Origin of the sequence: Vreelandella alkaliphila, assembly GCF_016107625.1 — a bacterium.
GTDB classification, from domain to species: Bacteria; Pseudomonadota; Gammaproteobacteria; order Pseudomonadales; family Halomonadaceae; genus Vreelandella; species Vreelandella alkaliphila.
On record NZ_JABASV010000005.1, the window covers coordinates 268,167 to 293,815 of the forward strand.

Annotated in this window: 21 protein-coding genes; 20 read left to right on the forward strand and 1 reads right to left on the reverse strand. The window is 50.9% G+C overall.

The features are described from left to right. Positions 1-368: 368 nt before the first annotated feature. Positions 369-698 (reverse strand): hypothetical protein, encoded by a 330-nt coding sequence (locus JFC11_RS09990; protein WP_198349481.1) that lies wholly within the window; start codon positions 696-698, stop codon positions 369-371. 384 nt (positions 699-1,082) lie between these two features. On the opposite strand from JFC11_RS09990, the gene fliD (JFC11_RS09995) reads away from it, so the two are divergent. The 20 genes from fliD (JFC11_RS09995) to ispH all read left to right on the forward strand — a co-directional run bounded on the left by fliD (JFC11_RS09995) (position 1,083) and on the right by ispH (position 25,636). Beyond that, positions 1,083-2,435, forward strand: coding sequence for a flagellar filament capping protein FliD (gene fliD, locus JFC11_RS09995; protein ID WP_198349482.1), 1,353 nt, complete (start codon positions 1,083-1,085; stop codon positions 2,433-2,435). A 229-nt stretch (positions 2,436-2,664) separates the two neighbouring features. Beyond that, on the forward strand, positions 2,665-4,068 hold the full coding sequence (fliD, locus tag JFC11_RS10000) for a flagellar filament capping protein FliD (RefSeq protein WP_198349483.1): 1,404 nt from the start codon (positions 2,665-2,667) through the stop codon (positions 4,066-4,068). A gap of 249 nt (positions 4,069-4,317) precedes the next feature. Continuing rightward, the gene (locus JFC11_RS10005; protein ID WP_198349484.1) at positions 4,318-5,526 is read left to right on the forward strand and encodes a FliC/FljB family flagellin; all 1,209 of its coding nucleotides are present in this window, start codon (positions 4,318-4,320) and stop codon (positions 5,524-5,526) included. 131 nt (positions 5,527-5,657) lie between these two features. Further along, positions 5,658-9,047 carry an O-linked N-acetylglucosamine transferase, SPINDLY family protein gene (locus tag JFC11_RS10010; protein WP_198349485.1) on the forward strand — a complete coding sequence of 1,130 codons (3,390 nt, stop codon included), beginning with the start codon at positions 5,658-5,660 and terminating at the stop codon, positions 9,045-9,047. A 692-nt stretch (positions 9,048-9,739) separates the two neighbouring features. Next, on the forward strand, positions 9,740-9,841 hold the full coding sequence (locus JFC11_RS19150) for a flagellin (protein ID WP_319618665.1): 102 nt from the start codon (positions 9,740-9,742) through the stop codon (positions 9,839-9,841). A 180-nt stretch (positions 9,842-10,021) separates the two neighbouring features. Beyond that, a complete protein-coding gene (locus JFC11_RS10020) occupies positions 10,022-12,268 on the forward strand; it encodes a flagellin N-terminal helical domain-containing protein (protein ID WP_198349486.1) in 2,247 nt (748 codons plus the stop codon). A 93-nt stretch (positions 12,269-12,361) separates the two neighbouring features. Then, positions 12,362-12,553, forward strand: a complete 192-nt coding sequence (locus tag JFC11_RS10025; protein WP_198349487.1) for a hypothetical protein — start codon at positions 12,362-12,364, stop codon at positions 12,551-12,553. A gap of 427 nt (positions 12,554-12,980) precedes the next feature. Continuing rightward, entirely contained in the window at positions 12,981-13,580 is a 600-nt protein-coding gene (locus tag JFC11_RS10030) for a hypothetical protein (RefSeq protein WP_198349488.1), read from the forward strand. Positions 13,581-13,750: 170 nt separating this feature from the next. Then, positions 13,751-14,236: a helix-turn-helix domain-containing protein gene (locus JFC11_RS10035; RefSeq protein ID WP_232482852.1), complete on the forward strand. Its 486-nt coding sequence runs from the start codon at positions 13,751-13,753 to the stop codon at positions 14,234-14,236. Continuing rightward, positions 14,236-14,808 (forward strand): PIN domain-containing protein, encoded by a 573-nt coding sequence (locus JFC11_RS10040; protein WP_095603745.1) that lies wholly within the window; start codon positions 14,236-14,238, stop codon positions 14,806-14,808. Before JFC11_RS10035 ends, JFC11_RS10040 begins: the two co-directional genes overlap by 1 nt. Before the next feature lie 239 nt (positions 14,809-15,047). Further along, the gene (locus JFC11_RS10045; protein ID WP_120386311.1) at positions 15,048-15,818 is read left to right on the forward strand and encodes an amino acid ABC transporter substrate-binding protein; all 771 of its coding nucleotides are present in this window, start codon (positions 15,048-15,050) and stop codon (positions 15,816-15,818) included. A gap of 96 nt (positions 15,819-15,914) precedes the next feature. Next, positions 15,915-16,583: an amino acid ABC transporter permease gene (locus JFC11_RS10050; protein WP_232482853.1), complete on the forward strand. Its 669-nt coding sequence runs from the start codon at positions 15,915-15,917 to the stop codon at positions 16,581-16,583. Then, positions 16,580-17,335: an amino acid ABC transporter ATP-binding protein gene (locus JFC11_RS10055; RefSeq protein WP_038478397.1), complete on the forward strand. Its 756-nt coding sequence runs from the start codon at positions 16,580-16,582 to the stop codon at positions 17,333-17,335. The genes JFC11_RS10050 and JFC11_RS10055 overlap by 4 nt, the downstream gene beginning before the upstream one ends. 278 nt (positions 17,336-17,613) lie before the next feature. After that, positions 17,614-17,880 (forward strand): 30S ribosomal protein S20, encoded by a 267-nt coding sequence (gene rpsT, locus JFC11_RS10060; protein ID WP_009722795.1) that lies wholly within the window; start codon positions 17,614-17,616, stop codon positions 17,878-17,880. A 109-nt stretch (positions 17,881-17,989) separates the two neighbouring features. Further along, on the forward strand, positions 17,990-19,567 hold the full coding sequence (gene murJ, locus JFC11_RS10065; RefSeq protein ID WP_198349489.1) for a murein biosynthesis integral membrane protein MurJ: 1,578 nt from the start codon (positions 17,990-17,992) through the stop codon (positions 19,565-19,567). Positions 19,568-19,711: 144 nt separating this feature from the next. Next, positions 19,712-20,749, forward strand: coding sequence for a bifunctional riboflavin kinase/FAD synthetase (gene ribF, locus JFC11_RS10070; RefSeq protein ID WP_198349490.1), 1,038 nt, complete (start codon positions 19,712-19,714; stop codon positions 20,747-20,749). Between the two features lie 7 nt (positions 20,750-20,756). Continuing rightward, positions 20,757-23,588, forward strand: a complete 2,832-nt coding sequence (ileS, locus tag JFC11_RS10075) for an isoleucine--tRNA ligase (RefSeq protein WP_198349491.1) — start codon at positions 20,757-20,759, stop codon at positions 23,586-23,588. Next, positions 23,581-24,129 carry a signal peptidase II gene (gene lspA, locus JFC11_RS10080; protein ID WP_120386315.1) on the forward strand — a complete coding sequence of 183 codons (549 nt, stop codon included), beginning with the start codon at positions 23,581-23,583 and terminating at the stop codon, positions 24,127-24,129. Before ileS ends, lspA begins: the two co-directional genes overlap by 8 nt. A 27-nt stretch (positions 24,130-24,156) precedes the next feature. Further along, positions 24,157-24,600 carry an FKBP-type peptidyl-prolyl cis-trans isomerase gene (gene fkpB, locus JFC11_RS10085; RefSeq protein WP_095603750.1) on the forward strand — a complete coding sequence of 148 codons (444 nt, stop codon included), beginning with the start codon at positions 24,157-24,159 and terminating at the stop codon, positions 24,598-24,600. Positions 24,601-24,655: 55 nt separating this feature from the next. Further along, positions 24,656-25,636, forward strand: coding sequence for a 4-hydroxy-3-methylbut-2-enyl diphosphate reductase (gene ispH / locus JFC11_RS10090; protein ID WP_038478382.1), 981 nt, complete (start codon positions 24,656-24,658; stop codon positions 25,634-25,636). Positions 25,637-25,649 lie beyond the last annotated feature (13 nt).

Consider the following 25,649-nt stretch of genomic DNA (forward strand, 5'->3'; position numbering starts at 1 on the left):
CTGGCACGGTTTAAGAGAGCGATTTAATGCCCACCAAGGGTAAATTACGCAAACATAACCAATCACTGCTAGTCTAGAGGTGTTATTTCAAGGTGTTGCTTTCTTTGGAGCAAGCCTTTAAACGCAAAAGCAAGGAGTGCCGTTATGCGTAACATTATCTATATTATTGGTCTAATCGTTGTTGTGCTGTTTATTCTATCGCTGCTTGGACTGCGCTAAGCACATCACGCCAATAGAAAAGCGCCCGCAGCTCTTTTTTCAAGGGGCTGCGGGCGCTTTGTATTTAAAACGTCGTATTTAGAGCGTCGTATTTAGAACGTCGTATTTAGAACGTCGTATTTAGAACGTGCAGAGCAAAGCAAACGCGATTACGCGCAGTCGGCAGCACCCTGACCAAACATATCAAACATTAGCTCCCGCCCCATAGACGTCAGTACTAAGCGGTCGTAATCATTAAATTCAGCGGCACCGCTCTCTTCAAGCACCCGTTGGCATGTTTTCCAACTAGGGCAATGCCCCTTCAAATGAGCCAGCTCGCGTCGGGCAAGGCCACGCTGCGGCAAGGTAATGGTTTCGAGCACATGGCCGTTATCGTAAAGCAGCTCGGCAACGGTAGAAAGGCAGTGGCGTAGGCTGCGCTGCACATGATAAGCGGCAGACGCTACGGTGGATGCGGGTTGTGACACCTCGGAAGGCATAAGTCGTTCTCCTGCAAACAGCCCCAAAATGGGCTTGTTGCAGTGCATTATAAAGCAATGTAAGTGTTAGACCAAGGTCTATAGTTCGTTAGTGTCAAAGCAACCGCCGACCTTTTCCTGACATATTCCTGTCATCTAGATAATTCACCATGTAAGTCACTAGAGAATACACAGAAAAGTGTTAATCCCGATGGATGGCATTATGCCTTTTTGAGCTTTTTACAGGCGCCATCTTTTACAATTCATTACCTTTTCGTACGTAAAAAAAGCCAAATAGGCTCAAGTCTGGGCTTTAATGGTCGATAGTATTCAATAATAAATCACATTCTTACGTATGAGCAGCGCCAGCGTGTTGGGCGTTTTTTAAAAAAAGGGCAGTAACTTATGGCTTCCATTTCATCACTCGGAATTGGCTCAGGACTCGACCTCAACGGCTTGCTGGATCAACTGCAAGATGCTGAGCGAGGGAAGTTGAAGCCTATAGAGCGTCAACTGGAAACCCAGCAGACCAAGATTTCTGCTTATGGTCAGCTGCAAAGTGCGCTTTCCAAATTTCAAACTGCATCAGCTGAGTTAAACGACAGTGCGCTTTACGAAAGCCTTTCCACGAATGTGGGAGGCGATGCCATTACTGCCACGGCAGACGGCGAAGCGCAGCCCGGTAGTTATAACGTCACCGTTGATACACTCGCTACCCGTGGCACGCTGGCCTCTGAAGGCGTTGCCGAACTGGACGCGCCGCTAACGACCACTGAGCAAACGTTAACCTTCACATTCGGTGATGGGGCCAGTAAAGAGGTCATCATCGGTGCGAATAGCAGCCTGGAAGATATTCGCGATGCGATTAACGCCAGTGAAGATTCAGGCGTTAATGCCACCATTGTGAACGACGGCACCAACTACCGGCTGGCGCTTAGTTCCAGCGAAACCGGTGCGGATGCCTCTATTACCGGCTTTAGCTTTTCCGATGCAGGCACAGCGCCCTTCGCCGCCGACACCGATAACACCCTGCAAGCAGGCACCGATGCCGCGTTGACGGTGAATGGCATTGCCATTACCAGCCCTACCAATCAGGTTGAAGGGGCGATTCAAGGCGTGACGCTTAATCTTCAAGAAGAGGGCGATAGCACCGTGGCAGTCGAGCAGAATACACGCGCTGTTCGTGAAGCGATTACGGGCTTTGTCGATGCCTATAACGACCTCAAGGGTACCATCGGCGAGCTGACCAGTTTCAATGCGGAAACCGGCGTGGCTGGCGAGCTTAACGGCGATAATACGGTGCGCACTGTGGAATCTCGCATGCGCAGCATATTAAGTGGTGGTATCGAAGGCGAGTTCTCGATGCTTAGTGATATTGGTATTTCACTACAGCGGGACGGCACGCTTTCTATTGATGAAAGCGAGTTGGATAACGCCATTGTCAATAACCAGGATGCGCTGTCGGCGTTCTTCGCCGGTGACGCCGACGATTCAGGTATGGCAGGCCAGTTAAACCAAGGCCTAGACCAGTTGTTAGGCACGAACGGGGCTGTGAAAGGAGCCATTACCGGGGCGGAAAATCGTGTGGAGTCCCTAGTGGAGCGCTACACCCGTACAGAACAAACCATTGAGCAGACCATTTCCCGCTACCGTACCCAGTTCGGCCAGTTGGATAGCATGATTGCCCAGATGAACCAAACTAGCGACTATCTAACTCAGCAGTTTGATGCCCTTGACGCTCAGCTTGGGCGTAAATAGTCGCTAAAGTAATTTGGTTGCTGAACGCCTACGCTAACGCCTGCTTCCTGCAGGCGTTTTCATTAGAAAATTCTCATTTCTAGTAAAAAAGTATGAAAAGCGGCGAAAGCGCGAAAAGGCGCTAAAGTTGAGCGCTTTTCTGCCGATAGCAGTGCTATTAAATAAACGGGCGTGCGCATGCGCGCTTGGGTCTTGTGGTTTAGCCTTTTGCACTGAGGAATACCCCCGCATGGCGACGATAACCTCTCTTGGCGTTGGTTCTGGCCTTGATCTCACTGGTTTGCTTGATCAGCTTCAAGCGGCTGAGCGGGGCAAACTCGCGCCAATTACGCTTCAAAAGAAACAGCAGCAGGCGAAAATTTCTGCTTTCGGTCAACTTCAAACGTCGCTGAACTCGTTTCAAGATGCGGTCGCCAAAATCAATGACCCCAAGCTCTACCAAAGCCTTTCCGCCAATGTGCGTGGCACTGGTGGTGGAGAAGCTATTAAAGCGACTGCTGCCGCTGATGCGCTGCCGGGCAGCTACCGGGTAGAGGTCAGCCAACTGGCCACCTCTGGCACGCTGGCTTCAAGCCGCGTGGGAGAGCGGGACGCCGCCTTGGATCTACAAGGGGCGACCGCGCTGCAGCTGACCTTTGGCGATGGGGAGAGCGTCGATATCAACATCGTAGAAGGCAGTAGCCTTGCTGATGTTCGTGATGCCATTAACGCTGATAAAGAAGCTAGTGTTAACGCCACGATTATCAATGATGGCACGGGCTACCGGCTGGCACTTAGCTCTAAAACTACTGGCGCAGACGCTTCTATTGAAAGCTTTAGTTTTGTTGATGCCGGTGGCGCCGTGGTGCCAGGCCCCTTTGCTGAAGATGCGACAACAAAGCGCCCAGGGGAGAATGCCGCGCTTACGGTTAATGGCATTGCGATTAGTAGTGCGGAAAATAGTATTGAAGGCGCTATTCAAGGCGTAACGCTAAATCTTGCTGAACTCGATATCGTGGACGGCGAAACGGCTTCCAGCACCATTAATATTGAGCGCGATACACTAAAGCAGCGCGAAGCGATTAATGGCTTTGTAAAAGCGTTTAACGACTTAAAAGGCACCATTGGCAAACTCACTAGCTTTACCGGTGATAGCGAAACCGCTGGAGAGCTAGTGGGAGACAATACCGTGCGCACCATCGAATCTCGGCTGCGCAGTGTATTAACCGGCGGGGTAGAAGGCGGTGAGTTATCGACGCTTAACCAGCTAGGCATCACTCTGCAACGAGATGGCAAGCTCAAGGTTGATGACGATGTGCTAAACGATCTAGTTGCTAATAATCCTCAAGCCCTCAATGACTTTTTTGCCGGTGAAAACGAGGGCGACGGCATGGCGGGTAGGCTAAACACCACTATCGAACAGATGCTGGGCAACAACGGAGTGGTCAAACTGGCGATTAGTGGCGCGGAAAACCGTGTTAAAAGCTTGGACGACCGTTTCGAGCGTATGGAAAAAACCATTGAAGGCACCATCTCCCGTTACCGCACCCAGTTCGGCCAACTGGATGCGATGATTGCCCAGATGAACAGCATGAGCAGCTACCTCACCCAGCAGTTCGACGCCCTGGATAGTCAGTTAGGCCGCAAGAAATAATCCATAATGCTTCGCTATTAGTAGTGCGGTGTAACGAGCGAAGCGAGGCACCTGCAATGGGCGGCGCAAGCCGCCCTTTTGTTGCTCTAGTAAAAGTAAGCCTCTCACCCTGCAGTTACCAAACATTACATCTTTTTTTACTAACCACCCTAAAGATTCCTCTCGCCGTGCCGTTAATTCTAATAACGGCGCACAAAGTGGCCGATTAGCAGGCCTTCCGGCCAGTGTTCATGCAAGGAGAATCACACCATGTCAGTGATCAATACCAACATTACTTCCATGATTGGCCAGTCCAACCTGTCCAAATCACAAAACGCCTTGACCACTTCTATGGAGCGTCTGAGCTCTGGTCTGCGTATCAACAGCGCTAAAGACGACGCAGCTGGCCAAGCCATCGCCAACCGTATGAGCAGCCAAATCACTGGTCTGTCTCAGGCTCAGCGTAATGCCAACGACGGTATTTCTGTTGCACAGACTGCTGAAGGCGCCCTGAACCAGGTCAATGATAACTTGCAGCGTGTTCGTGAGTTGGCTGTTCAGGCGCAAAACGATACTAACTCTGCTGATGATCGTGCTTCCATCCAAGATGAAATAGATCAGCGTCTGACCGAAATCAACCGTATCTCTGAGCAGACTGACTTCAACGGTGTTAAGGTGCTGGCTGAAAACCGCAGCCTGTCTATTCAAGTAGGTGCAAATGACGGTGAATCTATCGACGTCACTCTTGAAAAGATTACTGCTGGCACTCTTAATCTTGATAGTTTCAACGTTAACGGTCCGCAAGGTGCCTTAACTAATCTAGATACTACTGCAGGTGGAGCTGCTGAAGCAGCATTCGAGAAGTCATACGGTACTGCTACAAGCATCAATACCACTACAGTAACTGCGTTTGATGCTGCTTTGGCGACTGAGTTGGGTGTAGGTGCTGCTGCAATTACTACAGGCGGCACGGCTAAAGTTGATGAAGCTGGTAACTGGTACGTTGATGTGGTTGTAGACACTAACAATGCTGCTGAGATCAACTCCTTGAACTTGCAAGGGCTTGAGATGGAGGCGGGTACAGCTAAAACTTTCCGCGTTGCATTGGATCCAGCAGATGCTAACATTACGACTACAGCTAACACTGCAGCCTTCACTGTTGCAGGAGGCGATTTGTCAGCTAAAGACCTTTTAAGTGGTGCCACTGCTAACCCAATGGAACAGCTTGATGGTGCTCTGAAGCAAGTTGATGAACTACGCTCCGGTTTGGGTGCGATTCAAAATCGTTTCGAATCTGCGATCACAAACTTGCAGACCAACGAAACCAACCTTTCTTCTGCCCGTTCGCGAATCGAAGATGCTGACTATGCAACTGAAGTAGCTAACATGACTCGTGCACAGATTCTGCAGCAGGCCGGTACGTCTGTATTGGCACAGGCCAACCAGATTCCGCAGAACGTTCTTTCTCTGCTGGGTTAAACTCCTAGCCGCTAGAAGGTTTTGGTAGATATATCGAAACAGGCCCTGTAAACAGGGTCTGTTTTTTTTATGAAGCCAGTTTGTAAGTTGATATGATGGCTTGAGTCCTCTTACCAGCAGTGAGTTTATATATGAGTCGTCATAAATCTCGTCGATCTTCCTTGGTTAAGCAAGCTAACAATACTTTTGAAACGCCTAGTAATTCTCATGCTACCCGTTTAAGTAAAGGAGACATTCTGCTTAAAAGTGGGAAGTACTTGGAAGCAGTGGCTGAGTACCAAAAGTTAATTGATGAGAATAGGGCTAATCATGAGGTTTATGGGCGTTTATCAGAAGCCAAATATCGACTGGGAGGCGTTCAAGAAGCCGAGACTCTATTAGCAATAGCTTTGGAAATAGAACCAAATTATGCTGAAGCACATCACGGCATGGCATATTTATTACACCAACGTCGTCAAAATCAGCAAGCATTGACTCATATACAGACAGCGTGCCGTTTGGTCTCTAGTAAGGCTGAGTATTTTTCGCTTCAAGGAATGGTATTAGTCGCCTTACATCAGCATAGTGAAGCGTTAAGAAGCTATGAAAAAGGGCTTCAAATTTCGCCAGGCTACGCATCACTATGGAATAATTATGGTAATGCCTTGAACGATTTAGGGCGCATTGACGAAAGCATGGCGGCTTATCGTAAAGCATTAGAGCTGCCTAATAGTAGTCGTTTTGCATTTTCAAATCTGCTAACCACAGCCCATTATCACCCCGGAATGTCCGAGAAAGATATTTTAGAAATTATTAAGCAATGGGATACTAGATATACTCCTTCGACAGGTAGCAGAAGGCCTGAAACGGATAAAATTACTGAACGTAAGTTAAAAATTGGAATGATTTCTGATGGTTTTCGCAGCCATCCTGTCGGTCAAATGATTATATCTGTGCTCGAAGGATGTAGAAATAAACAGTTTGAATTCTTTTTTTACTCTACAAATAATCACGAAGATCATATAACTATTAGATTTAAAGAAGTTGCAGATGTTTTTTTGTCAGTTGAATACATGAGTGATGAGCAACTTGAAAATAGGATTTTAGAAGATAAAATTGATATACTTTTCGATCTTTCTGGGCACAATGCTGGCAATCGAATATTGGTTATTGCAAATGCCCCCGCTCCTATAATAGTTAAGTGGGTTGGTGGCTTAATTAATACTACTGGTGTGTCTTCAATAGACTATTTGATAAGTGATAGTGTAGAAACTCCTCTGGGTGTCGACGAAAACTATACAGAAAATATAGTTCGATTGCCCGATGACTATATTTGTTACACACCTCCTCGTTACATGCCTTCAGTGTTGTCATTGCCTGCTAGTAAAAATAAATATATAACTTTTGGGTGTTTTAATAATGCTACTAAATTAAATGATAAATTGCTGGTTCAATGGTCTAAGTTGATGCATGAATTACCAAGCTCAAAATTGTATCTGAAAAGTATGCAACTCGGTAATCATGAAATGCGTGAGCGTATTATTAATTTAATGGAGGCAGAAGGAGTCTCGGCCGATCGACTGCGTATCGAAGGGCCTTCCCCGCATATTGAGCTTCTTCAATGTTATAATGACGTAGATATTTCTTTAGATCCATGGCCATATTCAGGTGGATTAACGACCTGTGAATCTTTATTAATGGGAGTACCGGTAGTTTCCTTCCCAGGGCCGACTTTTGCAGGACGCCACAGTGCTACCCATTTGATCAATGCGGGTATGCCAGAACTTGTAGTGAACTCTTGGCAAGAGTATCGAGAAAGAGTTTTGGAGCTTGCATCTGACTTAGATAGCCTTGCCACTATCAGGCAGCATCTTCGTCAAGTTTTATTAGAGTCCCCCGTATGCAATGCGCCTCGTTTTGCAAAACATTTTACTAATGCAATGCGTGCCATTTGGCAACGCCACTGTGAAGGAAAGCAGCCTGCCGCTTTAACGTTCGATAAAACTGGGCAGGCGCAGTTTGCGGATGAAGAAACACCCGTTGATATTGTCTATGCAGAAAGTATGGAGCCTGAGGCGGCCGGGTTTAAATGGTCCTTATCTAGCAAGATTATAGCGCTGGATAATGGGTCAAGATTAGTTGTTGAGAAGGGCATTGATACCCTTAGGCAACTAAATTCATTTGGCATAGTGACCTTCGATCCAGCAAGCCAAGTAACAAATCCTGAGCGGTTTGAGGGCAGCAATGATGTGCAAGTTTTTACCCATGCTGTTTTAGGCGACGGCAATCAAGCAACGCTTTATTCGTGCTTAGATCCAGCAATGAGCAGCACCTTGGAACCGCTGCCTATCGGACAGCAACACGGGGCTAGCCCGTCTGGTACTAACGTGCTTGCCAAGCTGCCGATCAATACTATTGCGTTAGATCGTATCGAAGGGCTTGAAAGCTTGGATTGGTTGATTCTTGATCATTTAAGCGATTCCACGGCAATTCTTGAAAATGGCGAAAAAGCCCTTAAAGATACGCTTATTATCCAAGTGCGTATTGCCTTTCAGCCGACGCACCAACGCCAACCTAACCTCGCGGAAGTACAGCATTGGATGAGTCGCCACGGCTTCCGTTTCTACCGCTTTAACAATGAGCAACACCGCAGCCACCTGCCAGAAAGCGTAGCTGAAAAGCAGCGCCAAGCGACGGAGCTGCATAGTGCTGATGCTGTATTCTTACCTAGTTACGAACGAATGGCTGAGCTAAGCGATAACCAACGCACGAAGCTAGCCTTTCTACTGCATACGGTGTACGGCATTAAAGACATGGCATATTTAGTGCTGGCCGAGGTTGATTTAGAAAAGGCGGAGGAGTATCTAGTTGAAGAGGGATTGATAGCTTTAAAACAAGAACCACAGATAGAGTCGACTACCTTTAGCAAGGACAAAGCAGAACTCCCAGATGAAGCAGCTAAATTTCCGCTACCTGATGCCCCACATATGTCAACGGCTGAGCGCAAACTGTTCAAGCGAGGCCTGAAAAAAGCCAAGCAATATTTTGAGTTTGGATCAGGCGGTTCGACGGTTTGGGCAGTGAAAGAAGGCTTAACGGTACAAGGCGTTGAAAGTGACGCCAACTGGGTGAATGCACTGAAAGACAAGCTGGGAGAGCAGTGTCAAGTTGAAGCGGTAGATATTGGTGCCACCAAAGCATGGGGCTTCCCCGTATCAATGGACGCGGCTGATAAGTTTCCTGCCTACAGTCAAGCCATCGCTAAGTATTCACAGCCATTTGATTTCATATTGGTTGATGGTCGGTTTCGTGTGGCCTGCACCATGTCAGCTATCCTGCATATTCTAGATTATTCTGATGAGGCATCTGATGCTCGTATCTTTATACATGATTTTTGGAACCGTCCTCATTATCACGTAGTGCTGCAGTTTTTGGAGACAGTTGAGAAGGTCGAAACTGCTGGTCTTTTCAAGATATCCAAGAATATCAATCGGGAAAAGGTGGTATCTATCTGGGAGCAATATGCTAATCAACCACAATAAACTTGCCATCTTTTTCATGTAGCAGGATTAACGCCAGGAGCTGATATTTGAACGGCTTCTGGTGTGAGGACCTAAAAGCCCCAACACGTGATTAATGAGCTGCAACAACTCATCAACGATACTCGCAAGCCACCCTGAACCGCTTTGAAGAGACGGGTATGGATAAAGAGATGCCTGAGGGCTATGAAAAGTTGCTGGATATAGTAGATGGCGCTGTGAAACAGCAGCGAGAGCATGCACGAGAGATGTTGGGGTAGCTGACACTCGCCACTCACAGAGGTTACGCCCCAGGTCCGTCATTCCCCCATGTCTTTAGCGGGAATCCATGGGGAGGCAGGCAGTTGAGTATTATCGGGCAAAGGTCAGAATGGATTCCCGATAACCCCTCTCGGGAATGATGGTGCGGAGGTTTGCTTAGGGATGATGGTGTGGTGGTTTACTCGGGCATAGCGGTGCGGTGCATTCGGGAGTGATGTTGGATGTAGGCAAAAACACCCATCCTCCTGCCAGTGCTTGAAGAAGGCGCTCCAGGCGTGCAATGGGCCTTCCGGTAGATGGCTCAATTTGATCAGGCTCATCTGCAAAACATTCCACAGCGAAATATGCAACTTAGTGCCATCGTGCATCTCGAATCGCCAGATCGCTTGCTTACGCTCGGCGGCTGTTTTCGTAAACAGATCGAAGTCTAGCAGGTGCAAGCCCACCGAGGCGCGAAGATCCTGCAGCAGGCGGGTACTTCTGTATTGGCACAGGCCAACCAGATTGCGCAGAACGTTCTTTCTCTGCTGGGTTAATCTGAGGCTTAGTTTCGATAGAGCATTTGCTGTATCACTAAGTAGTGCACTAAACCGGCTCCCATTGGGGGGCGGTTTTATTATTACTATGCCTAAACACGCATCGCGCTAGGAAGCACTAAAGTTCAGACTGTTTAGGCCGTTAACTAATTATATCTATCATGGAAGACGAGCGGCGACATGGCAGTTATCAATACCAACCTGACCTCACTGAGCAGCCAGAACCACCTAGGTAAGTCAAAAGCAGTGCTTGCTACGAGCATGGAGCGGCTTGCGTCTGGATTACGTGTGAACAGTGCTAAAGATGACGCCGCGGGTCAGGCCATTGGTAACCGCATGCAGGCGCAAAGTACGGGTTTAAACCAAGCTGCGCGCAATGCCAACGATGGTGTCTCGCTTTCGCAAACTGCCCAGGGTGTATTGGATAGCATTAATGAAAAGCTCCAGCGCATCCGCGAGCTGACCGTGCAGGGGCTGAATGGCACTGTATCTACTCGTGATAGCGATGTTATTCAGTCCGAGATTAACTTTAACCTGCAGGAAATCGATCGACTGGCGGAAACGGCGCACTACAACGGTGTTCCGCTGATGACAGGGCAAGCTGGCAAGGTAGATCTTCAAGTGGGTGCTAATGATGGGCAAAAGTTAGCCGTTGATTTAAGCCCACCTGGGTTTAGTGTGGAGGCGTTAGGGTTAGAAGGGCTTAATATTGCCGGTATTGATGGGGAAGTAGCCGAACGAAATACCCTGCGTGGCGTAGCGAGAGATATTCCTCTCTACGATCCAGCAACCACCTTAAGCTTTGACCCCGGTATAGAGCAGCCGCTCTACTATTCCAATAGCTTTGGTTATTACACCAGCGACGGTAGCGGTGGTTTTTCCAGGGTGTCGGTAACCGCGACTCACAACACCGAAACAGACTCCAGTCAGGTATCGATTAACACACCTCGGCCTATCTTTTCGGCTGCGTTGGCTACTGAGGCGGTGGCTTTGCCCGATCTTCCAGCTAATCAACGGTTGATTCAGCAAGACGATACTTATTATCTTGAAGAGCGGCTAGCAGATGGCAGTTTAAGCTATCGTCAGGCTGGGTTTTCACTAAGCTATGCAGAAACCATGGAAATGGGAACCTTGCCTGATGGCTCGGCGGGGTTAGTACGGACATATCCGGTTGAAGCGACCTTGCAGCCTTCGGCGACCATTGAAACGGGTACGTATACCGATATTAGTGATGCCTTTACCTTTGGTGGTGAGAACTACAGTTTGGCAGGGGCAGGAAGTGTTAGCTATTTGTCGTCGTCTGGTGACGCGCTATCTTCCGCCGAGCTAACTGAGGATAGCAGTGGCGACCTCTATATTCGCGCAGAGATTGACGGTGAGGAGCGATTTTTTCAGTTAAATAGCGTGACAGCAACCGGAGGCACACCTGAACAATTAGTATTGCAAGCAGATTTTCAGGGCTTTGCCGGCATCAATTTGTCTGGGTTGCCTACGCTTACAGACCCAGAAACGCCAGCGACAGATTTATCGACGTTGGATGCAAGCAATATAACGTTTAATGGCGATTTTACTGGATTAGGTTCTCTGGCCATCGTGCAGCGTGAGGCTGATGGGCAGTGGATGGTACGTGGCCAACAGGCTGATGGCAGTCAGGCATATTTTGAAGCTGATCTTGACGTAACGGTTGACGCTAATGGTGATGCGGTTGCAGCTATTGCGACAGCAACACAGACGAACCCAGATGTTCTCGGTATGGCAAGCCATGAGCGCGACAGAGTGAGTGGTTACTCTGAAATTACGATTGACCCTCGGAACGTCAGTGTTCAGTACACTGATGCGAAAGGTCAGCAGTTTGAGGACGTGCTGCGCCAAGGCGAAGACGGCAACTACTATTTTAGCTTACCCGGCGAAAGTGCTGTAATTGGCGGTTATAAAACCGCTACGCTGGTTGATCTAGAAGGTACTAATGAAGTTGTTTTAAGAACATCAAATGGCAATGCTGAAGTGCTGGTTTACTATCCAAGCAATGTTAGCAGCGGTAACAACTTCAGCATCGTGGCGTTAACCGATGCTGATGGCTTTAACGATGATGGAGTTCCCCATACGCGTCTACAGATTCGTGAAAATGGCGATGACTTTAGGTTGCGCGTACCCCGCAACCCTCTCGCGGCCTTAGATAAAGCGATTGGCATGGTGGACTCAAAACGCAGTTACTTGGGCGCAACTGAAAATCGCCTTGCCTCGGTAATTGAAGGCAATCAGCTAACCGCCACCAATCTTACTGCCGCTCAGTCTCGAATTATGGATGCCGATTATGCCGTGGAAGTCGCCAACATGACTCGCGCACAAATCCTGCAGCAGGCGGGTACTTCTGTATTGGCCCAGGCTAACCAGGTTCCACAGAACGTTCTTTCTCTGCTGGGTTAATCTGAGGCTTCACGATTTGGCTAACGCTTTATTGTTAAAGTAGTACACTCAACCGGCTCCCTTTGGGGGCCGGTTTTTTTACTGAGGTGACGTATGACTAGTGAAGAACAACAACATGTTATCGATGAGCTGCAAACCGTCATAGCGGACACTCAAGCCACTTTACAACGCTTTGAAGACACCGGCATGGATAAAGAGATGCCGGAGGATTATGAAAAGCTGCTGGGTATTTTAGATGGTGCGGTGAAACAGCAGCGTGAGCATACTAAGGCGATGTTGGGGTAGCTTGCACCCGTCACTCACAGAGGTGACGCCCCAGGTTCGTCATTCCCGCATGCCCTTAGAGGGAATCCATGGGGAGACAGGCAACTGAGTATTATCGGGCAAAGGTCAAAATGGATTCCCGATAACCCCACTCGGGAATGACGGTGCGGTGGTTTACTCGGGAATGACGGTGTGGTGGATTACTCGGGTATAACGGTGGGGGCTCTTGGGAGAGATGGTGCGGGGGCTCGGGTATAGCGGCGTAGCGCATTCGGGAGTGATGTTGGGATAGCTTGAAAGGCGCTATAGACCAAGGGTGGCTTGTGATAACACGCTTTTCTACCATAATCACTTAGCAGGCTCATTTTGGGCCGTGCTAGCAACAACAGGATGTTTTATAGACTGAGGCTTGGAGGCGCTGCGGGTGCCGCAGGGATGAGAAACTAGTATGGATACGTATACGCTCACGCTAGTGGTGGCGATTTGTACGATGTGGGTTAGCCTGACTTGTGGCTTTGTTGCTATGTATTTAATTCTTAGCGGCGAGTTTAGAGGCGTTTCCCAGCCTGCTGATCGGCCCAGAAAGCTTTCGATGGGCGCTAAAGCGGAAGCGGAAGATATTCCCACGCTGGCGAATGAGGGTGGTACGTCTTGGGGCGTGCAGGTGCTGTTTGAAACCCCTTCACCTGGGCTAAACGAGCGCTTAAGCGTAGCGCTGGCATCTGCGGGAGCGGTGTATGAGCCTAGTACGAAATCTTTTACGGTGATGGGGGAGTCTTCACGTAACCCTATCGTTGTTGAAAACGCCTTTCCTCCTGGGCAGCTTCCTTCGTTTACTGATGATAATAGCCAGTACTTACTTAAGGGCGTCACTATTAAGGTGAATGAGAGTGGTCGCTCTCTTTCGCCCAGCAAGCTCCAGCTTGCGCGGTTGGTTTCTCTTGCGAAATCATTGGCCCGTTTAGGCGGTAAGGTGGTTGATGCCAATCAGCTGCCAATCACCAAGGCAGGGTTTAAAGCCGTTATTTCTGGTAAGGCCAAGGTTTAGCCATCTGAGGCACCATTGCTGCTCGCCTTCTCGTTTCCCGTTCACTTTGCAATGGGGAGATTACCTAAGTTATTACTTGGGTTTAAGTTCTTAGATTTAAGTTCTTAGATGACAGATAACAGCCAGTCACGATTTCGAAAAATTCGAATAAATTGTTTTCTGGGTGCATAATGGCATATATGACACCTGAGGAGATGAAAATGGGATCGTTGTCTAATTTGCTACCTAGCCAAGAAGAGGCTGCTCTGGCTAAGCTCTCCAGTCGTGAACTTGCGGCACATGTTGAAACGCGAGCTTCCACACAACATGTCGCTATTACTGATAAAGATGGGCATATTCATCAAGTTGAAGTCCCTGTGAGTGCTTTGCGCCTGCTGATCGATATTTTGACCGAGCTCGGTGATGGTAATACGGTAAAGCTAATTCCTGTTCATGCTGAAATGACCACTCAGGAGGCGGCGGATGTGCTCAACATGTCACGACCGACATTAATTAAAGTGCTGGATGAAGGAAGAATTCCTTATCATCGTGCTGGAAATCGGCGAAAACTCAAATACACCGATGTGATGGCTTATAAAACCAGCGTAGATCAAAAACGTTTGCAAGTACTTGAGGAGTTGTCGGAGCTCGATCAGTCGCTGGGTCTGGGGTATTGATGAGTTCTTACTATACTGTCGTATACGATGCATGTGTGCTTTATCCAGCCCCGCTAAGAAGTTTTTTGATTCACTTGGCTATGACGGATCTTTATCGAGCACGCTGGTCGCAACTAATCCATGACGAATGGATGCGTAATCTATTGGAGCAACGTAGCGACTTAACTTGGGCGCAGTTGGAGCGTGTTCGTGACTTGATGGATAAGCACACACGAGATGCGGTGGTATCAGGGTTTGAGCCATTGATTGATGGGTTATTGCTTCCCGATCCAGATGACCGTCATGTGCTGGCCTGTGCTATTCATAGCGGTGCAGAAGCTATCATTACGTTTAACTTAAAGGATTTTCCTGATCATGCTTTAGCACAATACGATATTAGGGCAATACATCCTGATGAATTCATTTCGGATATGTTGGCCTTGAGCCCAGGGCATGTTGTCCAAGCCGTTCAAAATCATCGTAAAAGCCTAAAAAAACCACCTTTTAGTATCAGTGAATATCTAGACTTGCTGTTTAATCAAAGACTTCCCGAGTCAGTGAGTGAGTTAAGGCGCTTTGGGTCGCTGCTTTAGAGGGCGCGCGGCTCTCTTTTGATTTGGTGTTAGTTGGGCGATTACGCTGAGTACTTCCTTTATCATCACCATAGCACCACCGGTTGATCCTAAATTCCAAAAAATACTAAGAAAGCTGTTTATTATTTCTTTTTTGCTGGTATCTTGGCCTCATTGCACTGGTGGATATTCGACGAACGTCGCAACCGGTGCCCACGTCTAAAGCAGGGTGCTTAGGTGCCCCAAAGAGGAAAAAGAATATGGCGAATGTGAGCCGTTGGAAAAAAGCCGTTGCCGTTCTTTCGCTTAGCGTTGTGGGTGGTGTGCTGTCTGCCGCTGCTTACGCGGATACGCTGCGCGTCGGCATGTCTGGGGGGTATTTCCCCTTTACATACGTTGAGCGTGATGAACTTAAAGGCTTTGAAGTGGATGTTATGAATGCCGTTGGTGATGTGACTGGCGATGAGATTGAATTCGTGACAGCAAGCTTCTCTGGTTTGGCGGGCATGTTGGAGTCTGGGCGCATTGATACCATTGCCAACCAAATTACCATTACCGATGAGCGCAAAGCGAAGTACGCCTTCACCGCTCCGTATGTTTACGATGGTGCCCAGGTCGTTGTGCGGGCAGGTAACGACACTATTCAAGGTGTTGAAGATTTATCCGGTAAAAGCGTTGCGGTGAACCTGGGCTCTAACTACGAGCAACTGCTGCGTGAACAGCCTAATGCCGATGAGATCGATATCCGTACTTACGAATCCAACGTCGAGCAGGATGTGGCGCTTGGCCGTATCGATGCATTTGTGATGGATCGCGTTAGCGCTAGCCAAGTGATCAGCGAGCGCGGCTTGCCGCTTGCATTGGCTGGCCAGCCGTTCACCATCATAGAAAACGCGCTGCCGTTTCGTGATGATAAAGAGGGCCGTGCTCAGCGTGACCGCGTAGATGCCGCCCTGGAAGAGTTGCGTGAAAACGGTACATTAGGTGAAATATCGCAAAAATGGTTCGATACTGATATCACTCAGCCATAATCGCGGCTTTACCTCGTGACGGCTATCTTTAGTTTGCGGCCGTGGCAATGCCACGGCCGTTTTGCTTATTGCGACTAAGCTAACGTTGGAATAACCATGCTGAATGTGGAGTATATGTGGGACCTGTTGCCGGTCCTACTGAGTTATTTACCGCTAACGCTGCAAATGGCGAGTATCGCCATGGTGTTTGCGCTGATTATTGCCTGCCTCTTGGCGGTCATTCGGGTGTCGCGGGTGCCGGTGTTGAACGGCGCAGCGCTGCTGTTTATCTCGTTTTTTCGCGGAACGCCGCTATTGGTGCAGCTATTTTTGTTCTATTACGGTTTGCCCCAACTGATTAATGCGCTGATTTCCATCAACGGGGTGACTGCCGCGGTGCTTGGTTTGACGCTGCACTTTTCGGCCTACATGGCGGAATCCATTCGCGCGGCAATTGTGGGTATTGACCGTAGCCAGACCGAAGCGGCGCTGTCCATCGGTATGACTCAGTCTCAATTGATGCGGCGGATTATTCTGCCTCAAGCCACCCGCGTGGCAACGCCAACGCTGATGAACTACTTCATCGATATGATTAAAGCGACTTCCCTGGCGTTTACCCTGGGGGTGACCGAAATGATGGGTGCTACCCAAAAAGAAGCCTCGGGCAGCTTTCTCTATCTGGAAGCATTTCTGCTGGTGGCGATTATTTACTGGGTGGTGGTGGAAGCGCTTTCCTGGGGTCAGCGCCGTCTGGAAACGTATCTGAATAAGGCGTACCAGCGATGATCACCCTCGAATCTGTCAGTAAGCGTTTTGGCCAGCAGCCAGTATTTACCGACGTTGATTTGCACCTGGAACAGGGTGAAATTATCGTCATTATTGGTCCCTCGGGTACCGGTAAGTCAACCCTGCTGCGCTGTATTAACTTTCTAGAACGCCCAGAAGCGGGACACATCACGGTGGGCGATTTAAGAGTCGATGCCCGGCGTGCTAGTCGTGCCGATATTCTGGCGTTACGCCGACGCACCGCTTTCGTATTTCAGAACTATGGGCTGTTTGCCAACAAAACGGCGTTAGAAAATATCAGCGAAGGCATGATTGTCGTGGATAAGCTGCCTAAGGCTCAGGCGCACGCTCGGGCAAGGGAGATTTTAGAGCGCATTGGCTTGGCCGATAAGGCAGATGCTTACCCAGCATCGCTTTCCGGTGGCCAACAGCAGCGGGTAGGCATTGGGCGTGCGATGGCCGCGAATGCCGATGTGATTCTATTTGACGAGCCAACCTCGTCGCTGGACCCGCAATGGGTGGAAGAGGTGCTGAGCTTAATGAAACAGCTCGCCGCCGAGCAGCAAACCATGATTGTGGTGACCCACGAAATGCAGTTCGCTAGAGACGTCGCCGACCGGGTGGTGTTTATGGATGAAGGACAAATTGTCGAACAAGGGCCGCCTGAAGCGCTGTTCACCAACCCTCAAGATGAGCGGACGCGCCGTTTTCTGCGCAAAATTCTGGCGCCAACGGGGCAGGCATTGCCATAACGGGTGAGTGGCAATCCGTGCAGGAAAAGCATTGACAAGCGCTGGCAAGCCCGCTTAACGCGTGATAGACTATGCCATCCTCTCAGACAAGACCCGTGGACGGGCAGATTTTGAACTGCTCGTTACACCATTTGGCAGTATTTTAATTGCTTCCAAATCAATTGGTTATTGTGGAAAGATTCTGACGGAAATGTCGTGTCCTTGCCTACGCAAACCGACAAACACATAGTTAATCCGTTGCCGTTTATTGGCAACCTTTATTCTCCAAGGAGATACCTGTGGCGAACAGCAAGCAAGCACGCAAGCGCGCCCGCCAGGCCGAGACTCGTCGCGTCCTGAAAGCCAGCCAGCGCAGCATGGTCCGCACCTACATCAAGCGTGTGATCAAAGCAATCAGCACCGGCGATCATGGCAAAGCGATGGAAGAGTTCCGGGCAATGCAGCCGGTTGTCGACCGCATCGCTGATAAAGACGTTCTTTCTAAGAAGAAAGCTGCACGTCTGAAAAGCCGCTTGAACAAGCGCATTAAGGCTCTGGCGGCGTAAGCCGGCAGGCGCCATAAAAAAACCGGCTGCGGCCGGTTTTTTTGTGTCTATACGTCGCGTTGCCAGCGGCGACTTTGGGTCTCTTGTTTTAGTCACTATGGATTGAGTGATGACCGCCAACACGCCACCGCAAGCAAATATGTCGCCCCCGCGCCGCGGGTTGATGCGCTCTGGGTTAGTGGTCAGTGCCATGACCATGTTGTCGCGTGTGATGGGGTTGGTGCGCGATGTGGTGGTTGCCACCTTCTTGGGGGCAGGCAACGGCTCGGATGCGTTCTTCGTTGCGTTTAAAATTCCTAACTTTCTGCGTCGTTTGTTTGCCGAAGGGGCGTTTAACCAAGCCTTTGTGCCAGTGCTTTCAGAGTACTCAACCCAGCGCAGTAAACAGGAAATTCGCGAGCTACTGAATGCGGTAGCGGGCAGCCTGACGGCTATTTTGGCGCTAATAACAGCGTTGGCGATGCTGGGCGCCCCGTGGTTGGTGTGGGTATTTGCCCCCGGCTTTGGGCGCGACCCCGAAAAGCTGGCTATGACAGCCGACATGCTGCGCCTGACGTTTCCCTATTTGCTGCTGATTTCGTTAACCGCTTTTTCGGGTAGCGTGCTGAACACCTGGAACCGCTTTGCGGTGCCCGCGTTCACCCCCGTGCTGCTGAATATTTCGCTGATTGGCGCGGCGCTGCTGCTAATGCCGTTAATGGAAGAGCCCGCCATGGCGCTGGCCTGGGGGGTGTTGATTGCGGGTGCTGCCCAGTTAGCGTTTCAGGTGCCGTTTTTGCTGCGCCTTGGGTTGCTGCCGACCCCGTGGCCAAATTTTGCCCACGAAGGCGTGAAGCGCATTCTGAAACTGATGGCTCCCGCGCTGTTTGGCGTGTCGGTATCGCAAATTAACTTACTGCTGGATACGGTGCTGGCCTCGTTGTTAACGGCGGGCAGCGTGTCTTGGCTGTACTATTCGGATAGGTTGGTCGAACTTCCGCTTGGGGTCTTCGGTGTGGCGATTGGCACGATTATTCTGCCTGCGCTTTCCAAGCGTCATGCGGAGCAGTCCACCGAACACTTTTCAGCGATGCTAGACTGGGCCATTCGCGTTGTGCTGCTATTGGGGGTGCCTGCCGCGCTGGCACTGGCCGTGCTGGCAGAACCGTTTTTGATTACCTTGTTCCACTACGGGGCAATGACCGATACCGATATTCAAATGGCCGCCATGAGCCTACGCGCTTACGCCTTTGGATTGGTGGCGTTTATGCTGATCAAGGTGTTAGCACCGGGCTTCTTTGCCCGCCAGGATACCAAAACACCGGTCAAAGTAGGCATTATCGCCATGGTGGCTAACATGGTGTTTAACCTGCTGTTAATTTGGCCGCTTGCTCACGCAGGCTTGGCATTGGCGACTGCACTGTCGGCATTTTTAAATGCTGGGCTGCTGGGATATCTGCTCTATCGCCAGAAGGTGTTGATCTTTCAGCCGGGGTGGGGACGCTACGCAGTACAACTGGTGGGCGGTAGCGCGTTGATGAGTATTGCGCTTTATCTGGCTGCCCCCGACTGGCAGGAGTGGCTTGATTTTGAACTGTGGCTGCGCATTCGCTGGGTAGCAGGGTTAGTCGTGCTGGGTGGCGGGCTTTATTTTGCCTGGCTGACCGCGCTTGGCCTGCGGCTGCGTCACTTTAAGATGAATAGCTGATGCGCCAACAGGCAGCGTTAGGGTGAAAAAAAGTGATGCCAGGGCTAACGTAATCTTACCCTGCACCTGATCAGCGCGTTCGTTATAATCAAACGCTTTTAGACGGCAAACGTTTTTAAAAAAGGCTTTTAAAAAAGAGGTGCCATGCACGTCATTCGAGGTCTGCACAATCTGACAGCGGCTCATCGGGGCTGCGTTGCCACCATCGGTAATTTTGATGGTGTGCATCGCGGCCATCAGGCGATCCTGCAGCAGTGCCGTGAGCATTCGGCGCGTTTGAAGGTGCCGTTGACCGTGGTGGTGTTTGAGCCTCAGCCGCGGGAGTTTTTTGCCGGTGATCAAGCGCCGCCGCGGCTTACCCGCCTGCGTGAAAAAGTTCGCTTGCTGCGTGATCATGGTGCCGAACAGGTGCTGTGCCTGCCTTTCAACGATGCCTTACGAAGCCTGACCGGGCGCGAGTTTATCGATCAAGTGCTAATTAAGGGCTTGGGGGTGAAGCATCTGGTGGTGGGCGACGACTTCCGCTTTGGTTGCGACCGCCGTGGCGACTTCACCTTGCTTAAAACTGTCGGGCAGGTGGAAGGGTTTGGTGTCGAACACACGCGCACCTTTAAAGTTGATGACGAGCGGGTATCCAGTTCACGCGTGCGTACCTTACTGGCCAGCGGTAACTTTGACGTGGCTGCACGCCTGCTTGGTAGGTCGTATTCGCTGCATGGCCGTGTGGTACGCGACCAGCAGCTAGGGCGCACTATTGGTGTGCCCACTGCTAACCTGCCGCTGTTGCCTCAGCCATTAACGCTGCGCGGCGTGTTTGCTGTGGTGGCCGAGCTGGCTAATGGTCAGCGTTATCCCGCCGTGGCGAATGTTGGCTTTCGGCCAACGGTGGGGTCTAAACGCCCCACGCTGGAAGTTCATCTGTTGGATTTCTCAGGCGACCTCTATGGTCAGCGGCTGACGGTTTACCCCTGCGCGCGTTTGCGCGGGGAAGTGAAGTTTGACGACTTTGATGCGCTAAAAACGCAAATTGAACACGATCAAGCCAGAGCGCGCCGCTACTTTGCTGCAGCGGGTACTGGCTGCATGAATTCTCTTCCGCTGGCCTCGGCCCCGCTTGGGCGTGAGACCGCTTCTTCTGATTTCTCTTCGGCGGATAACGCCGCCGATGCTAACGACGGCTGACCGGACTATGGATTATAAGCACACGCTAAACTTGCCAGAAACCGACTTTCCTATGCGCGGCATGCTGCCGAAGCAGGAGCCAGGGCGCGTTTCTAAATGGCAGGATATGAACCTATACCAGCGCTTGCGCGATGCCCGCGCGGGTGCGCCGCTGTTTGTTCTGCACGATGGCCCTCCCTATGCCAACGGCAGCATCCATATTGGTCACGCTCTCAATAAAATCCTTAAAGACATTATTGTTAAGTCGAAGAATCTGGCGGGTTTTGATGCCCCTTACGTGCCAGGCTGGGATTGCCACGGTCTGCCTATTGAGCACAAGGTAGAAACCACCCACGGCAAACATTTGGCCGCAGATAAAGCCCGCGAGCTTTGCCGCGAATATGCCGGCGCGCAGATTGAAACGCAGCTGGCTGACTTTGTTCGTCTGGGCATCATCGGTGACTGGGACCACCCTTACCGCACGATGGATTATGCCAATGAAGCAGGCGAAATCCGTGCCTTGGCGGAAATGGTGGATGCGGGCTATGTGTTCAAAGGCCTAAAGCCGGTCAACTGGTGCTTTGATTGTGGCTCGGCCTTGGCTGAAGCGGAAGTTGAATATGCCGATAAGAAATCCGATGCCATCGACGTCGCTTTCCCGGTAGAAGATGCCGACAAGCTAGCGGCGGCCTTTGGCCTAAGCGAATTGCCCAAGCCTGCTGCGGTGGTGATCTGGACCACTACGCCTTGGACAATCCCTGCTAACCAGGCGCTGAACGTTCACCCTGAGTTTACCTATGCGCTGGTGGATACCGGCGAACGCCTGCTACTGCTCGCAGAAGAGCTGGTGGAAAGCTGTTTAGAGCGTTTTGAGCTGACGGGCAGCGTAATCGCTACCGCGCAAGGTGCCGCGCTGGATCTGATCAACTTCCGCCATCCGTTCTATGACCGCCTCTCGCCGGTTTACCTAGCGGATTACGTTGAGTCCGAAGTGGGCAGCACGGGCATCGTTCACTCAGCGCCTTCTTACGGTATGGATGACTTTATCACCTGCCGTGAGCATGACATGAGCTTTGACGACATGCTTAACCCGGTGCAGGGGAACGGTGTCTACGCTGATGATCTGCCGTTCTTTGGCGGCCAGATGATCTGGAAGGCCAACCCGCATATCGTTGAGAAGCTGCGCGAGGTTAATGCGCTAATGGCGCACACGCCCATCAAACACAGCTATATGCACTGCTGGCGCCATAAGTCCCCGGTGATTTATCGTGCCACCGCCCAGTGGTTTGTGGGCATGGATATTCAAGGTAAAGACGGTAAAACTCTGCGTGAGCGGGCGTTGGAAGGCATCGAAGCCACCGAATTTACCCCCGCGTGGGGCAAGGCGCGTCTGCATAGCATGATCGCTAATCGTCCGGATTGGTGTATCTCTCGCCAGCGCAACTGGGGCGTGCCGATTCCGTTCTTCTTGCATAAGCAAACCGGCGAGCTGCATCCCAAGACGGTTGAGTTGATGGGAGAGGCGGCTAAACGCGTCGAGCAAGAGGGTATTGAAGCGTGGTTTAAACTCGACCCCGCTGAGCTACTCGGTGCCGAAGCTGCTGAGTACGACAAAGTCACCGATACATTGGATGTCTGGTTTGACTCCGGCTCCACGCATCGTCATGTGCTGCGTGGCTCGCATCCTCATGGTCATGAAAGTGGCCCGCGTGCTGATTTGTACCTGGAAGGCTCGGACCAGCACCGTGGCTGGTTCCATTCGTCGCTACTGACCGGATCGGCGATTGATGGTCATGCGCCATATCGTCAGCTGCTAACCCATGGCTTTACCGTCGATTCACAGGGCCGTAAGCAGTCCAAATCGCTGGGCAATGTGGTCGCGCCGCAAAGTGTAATGGATAAGTTGGGCGCTGATATTTTGCGCCTTTGGGTCGCGTCTACCGACTACTCCGGTGAAATGGCGGTGTCTGACGAAATCTTGAAGCGTACCGCCGATGTGTATCGTCGTATCCGTAACACTGCACGCTTCTTGCTTTCTAACTTGAATGGTTTTGATCCGGCTAATGATCAGGTGGCCTTTGGCGATATGTTGGCGCTGGATCAGTGGGTGGTTGACCGTGCGGCACAGCTGCAAGGGCGCATCGAAAAAGCCTACGAAGAGTACCGTTTCCTGGATGTGTATCAGCAGGTACATGGTTTCTGCGCACGGGAATTAGGTGGTTTCTACCTGGATGTCATCAAGGATCGCCAGTACACCACCCAAACGGATTCACTCGCCCGCCGTAGCGCGCAAACCGCGCTTTATCATGTGGTTGAAGCGCTGAGCCGCTGGATTGCGCCGATCCTGTCGTTTACCGCTGAAGAGATCTACGAGCATATTCCTGGCAAGCGTGGCGACAGCGTGCTGCTGGAAACTTACTACACTGGGCTTGGCACCTTAGATGATGGCGCTGAGCTGGGCCGTGCCTTCTGGGATCAAGTGCTGGAAGTGAAGCATTCGGTCAACAAGTGCTTGGAAGACGCCCGTAATGCCAAAGTCATTAAGGGCAGCTTGGCGGCGGAAGTTACGCTGTACGTGAGCGATGAACTGAACGCTACGCTGTCCAAATTGGGCGACGAGCTGCGCTTCGTGATGCTCACCAGTGAAGTCCATCTAGCACCGCTAGCGGATGCCGCCAACGCAGAAAGCACCGAACTTGAAGGCTTGAAAGTAGCGGTTAGCGGAAGCGAGCACCAGAAGTGCGAGCGCTGCTGGCACCATCGTGCTGATGTAGGCACCCATGCTGAGCATGCTGACCTGTGTGGTCGCTGTATCAGCAATCTTCCAGAGGGCAGCGGCGAGATTCGTTACTATGCCTAACACTGCGTTAACCACCAATGATCCACACCAGCGGCCGCCGATGCGGCGGCCGCTGCGCTGGCTGTGGCTAGCGGTGGCGATCATCGTGTTAGATTTGCTGACCAAATACACCGCCAGCCATTTGTTAAATTACGCCCAGCCCGTTGAGGTGCTGCCGTTTTTCAACCTAACGCTACTGCACAATACTGGCGCTGCGTTCAGCTTTTTAGCGGACCATCCCGGTTGGCAGCGCTGGTTTTTTGCGCTGATTGCCATTGGTGCCAGCATTGGCTTAACCGTCTGGCTTTCCCGCGTTAAGGCGGATGAAAAACTGCTGGCCGTGGCGTTGCCGCTGATTATTGGCGGTGCCCTGGGTAATCTGTATGACCGTTTAGTACATGGCTATGTGGTGGACTTTTTATCGTTCCATGCCGCTGGTTGGTACTATCCTGCCTTTAATGTGGCGGATATCGGCATTACGCTTGGGGCGGTGGGGTTAATTTGGGAGTCGATAATGGGTGATCGACGTCGTAAGAAAGCCGCGCTACAGCAGCGTGATTGAAAGCCATAGAGTGACGAGTGAGGAACCATGGACTACCTAATTGACGATGGTATGGAAATTACCCTGCACTTCACGCTGAAGCTGGAAGATGGCACGGTAGTCGATTCCACCAAAGAGAAAGCCCCGGCGACGTTCCAGTATGGCGACGGTAACTTGCCACCTGGCTTTGAGCACCCGATTAAAGGCATGGCCGCAGGTCAGAGTGGGTCGTTTCAAATCACGCCTGAGCACTCCTTTGGGCAACATAACCCGCAAAATATTCAAACGCTGAAGCGCGCCGATTTCGGTGATGAAACGCCAGAAATCGGTATGGTGATGTCATTTGCCGATAAAGCGGGAACGGAATTGCCTGGCGTGGTCAAAACCATAGATGGCGACCGTGTGGAAGTGGACTTTAACCATCCGCTAGCAGGTCGCACGTTGACGTTTGAAGTCGATGTGCTGAACGTAACGCCCATCACCAAACACTGATTTTAAGCACTCGTTTTCATTTAACCGGCGATGCAAGTTGCATCAAGGCGCTTTTATGCAGTCATCAGAGTCCTCTCAGCCAATACAGATCAAGCTGGCGAACCCGCGCGGTTTTTGTGCTGGCGTGGATCGCGCGATCGACATCGTCAACCGCGCGCTAGATGTCTTCGGCCCGCCCATTTACGTGCGCCACGAGGTGGTACATAACCGCTTTGTGGTTGAAACATTGCGCGAACGTGGCGCGGTGTTCGTTGAAGAGCTGCATGAAGTGCCTGACGATGTGATCGTGATTTTCTCGGCTCACGGTGTCTCCCGTGCCGTGCAACAAGAAGCTGAGCAGCGTGGTCTCAAAGTCTTCGATGCGACCTGTCCATTGGTTACCAAAGTGCATTTGGAAGTGTTGCGTTATGCTAAGCGCGGCCAAGAGTGTATTTTGATTGGTCACGAAGGCCATCCGGAAGTCGAAGGCACCATGGGGCGTTATGACACTTCCCACGGTGGCCAGATCTACCTGGTCGAAGATGAGCAGGACGTGGCGAAGTTAGCCGTCAACGACCCGTCAGCGCTGGCGTTTGTGACCCAAACTACGCTTTCGATGGATGACACCGCTAAGGTGATTGATGCATTGCGGGAGAAGTTCCCAGAGATTCAGGGGCCACGCAAAGATGATATCTGTTATGCCACTCAAAACCGCCAGGATGCGGTGCGTGAGCTAGCGGCAGATAGCGACTTGGTATTGGTCGTCGGCAGCCCCAATAGCTCCAACTCTAATCGCCTGCGCGAACTTTCCGAGCGCATGGGCACGCCTGCCTATTTAATCGATAATGCCGACCAAATTGCGCCAGCGTGGCTGGAAGGTGTTAGCCGTATTGGTGTCACCGCCGGGGCCAGTGCGCCAGAAGTGCTGGTGAAAGGTGTTATCGATAAGCTTCAAACATTTGGCGCAGAGGTGCCTGTTGAGCTGCAGGGCCGCGAAGAAAATATTACCTTCTCTATGCCGAAAGAGCTGCGTGAGCAGGTGATTGTAAGCGACTGATGCAAAGCATATC

What these genes read in the sequence shown, in the direction of transcription:
- JFC11_RS09990 (WP_198349481.1), bottom strand. Translation starts at nt 698, where the DNA reads ATGCCTTCCGAGGTGTCACAACCCGCATCCACCGTAGCGTCTGCCGCT.
- fliD (WP_198349482.1), top strand. Translation starts at nt 1,083, where the DNA reads ATGGCTTCCATTTCATCACTCGGAATTGGCTCAGGACTCGACCTCAAC.
- fliD (WP_198349483.1), top strand. Translation starts at nt 2,665, where the DNA reads ATGGCGACGATAACCTCTCTTGGCGTTGGTTCTGGCCTTGATCTCACT.
- JFC11_RS10005 (WP_198349484.1), top strand. Translation starts at nt 4,318, where the DNA reads ATGTCAGTGATCAATACCAACATTACTTCCATGATTGGCCAGTCCAAC.
- JFC11_RS10010 (WP_198349485.1), top strand. Translation starts at nt 5,658, where the DNA reads ATGAGTCGTCATAAATCTCGTCGATCTTCCTTGGTTAAGCAAGCTAAC.
- JFC11_RS10020 (WP_198349486.1), top strand. Translation starts at nt 10,022, where the DNA reads ATGGCAGTTATCAATACCAACCTGACCTCACTGAGCAGCCAGAACCAC.
- JFC11_RS10025 (WP_198349487.1), top strand. Translation starts at nt 12,362, where the DNA reads ATGACTAGTGAAGAACAACAACATGTTATCGATGAGCTGCAAACCGTC.
- JFC11_RS10030 (WP_198349488.1), top strand. Translation starts at nt 12,981, where the DNA reads ATGGATACGTATACGCTCACGCTAGTGGTGGCGATTTGTACGATGTGG.
- JFC11_RS10035 (WP_232482852.1), top strand. Translation starts at nt 13,751, where the DNA reads ATGGCATATATGACACCTGAGGAGATGAAAATGGGATCGTTGTCTAAT.
- JFC11_RS10040 (WP_095603745.1), top strand. Translation starts at nt 14,236, where the DNA reads ATGAGTTCTTACTATACTGTCGTATACGATGCATGTGTGCTTTATCCA.
- JFC11_RS10045 (WP_120386311.1), top strand. Translation starts at nt 15,048, where the DNA reads ATGGCGAATGTGAGCCGTTGGAAAAAAGCCGTTGCCGTTCTTTCGCTT.
- JFC11_RS10050 (WP_232482853.1), top strand. Translation starts at nt 15,915, where the DNA reads ATGCTGAATGTGGAGTATATGTGGGACCTGTTGCCGGTCCTACTGAGT.
- JFC11_RS10055 (WP_038478397.1), top strand. Translation starts at nt 16,580, where the DNA reads ATGATCACCCTCGAATCTGTCAGTAAGCGTTTTGGCCAGCAGCCAGTA.
- murJ (WP_198349489.1), top strand. Translation starts at nt 17,990, where the DNA reads ATGACCGCCAACACGCCACCGCAAGCAAATATGTCGCCCCCGCGCCGC.
- ribF (WP_198349490.1), top strand. Translation starts at nt 19,712, where the DNA reads ATGCACGTCATTCGAGGTCTGCACAATCTGACAGCGGCTCATCGGGGC.
- ileS (WP_198349491.1), top strand. Translation starts at nt 20,757, where the DNA reads ATGGATTATAAGCACACGCTAAACTTGCCAGAAACCGACTTTCCTATG.
- lspA (WP_120386315.1), top strand. Translation starts at nt 23,581, where the DNA reads ATGCCTAACACTGCGTTAACCACCAATGATCCACACCAGCGGCCGCCG.
- fkpB (WP_095603750.1), top strand. Translation starts at nt 24,157, where the DNA reads ATGGACTACCTAATTGACGATGGTATGGAAATTACCCTGCACTTCACG.
- ispH (WP_038478382.1), top strand. Translation starts at nt 24,656, where the DNA reads ATGCAGTCATCAGAGTCCTCTCAGCCAATACAGATCAAGCTGGCGAAC.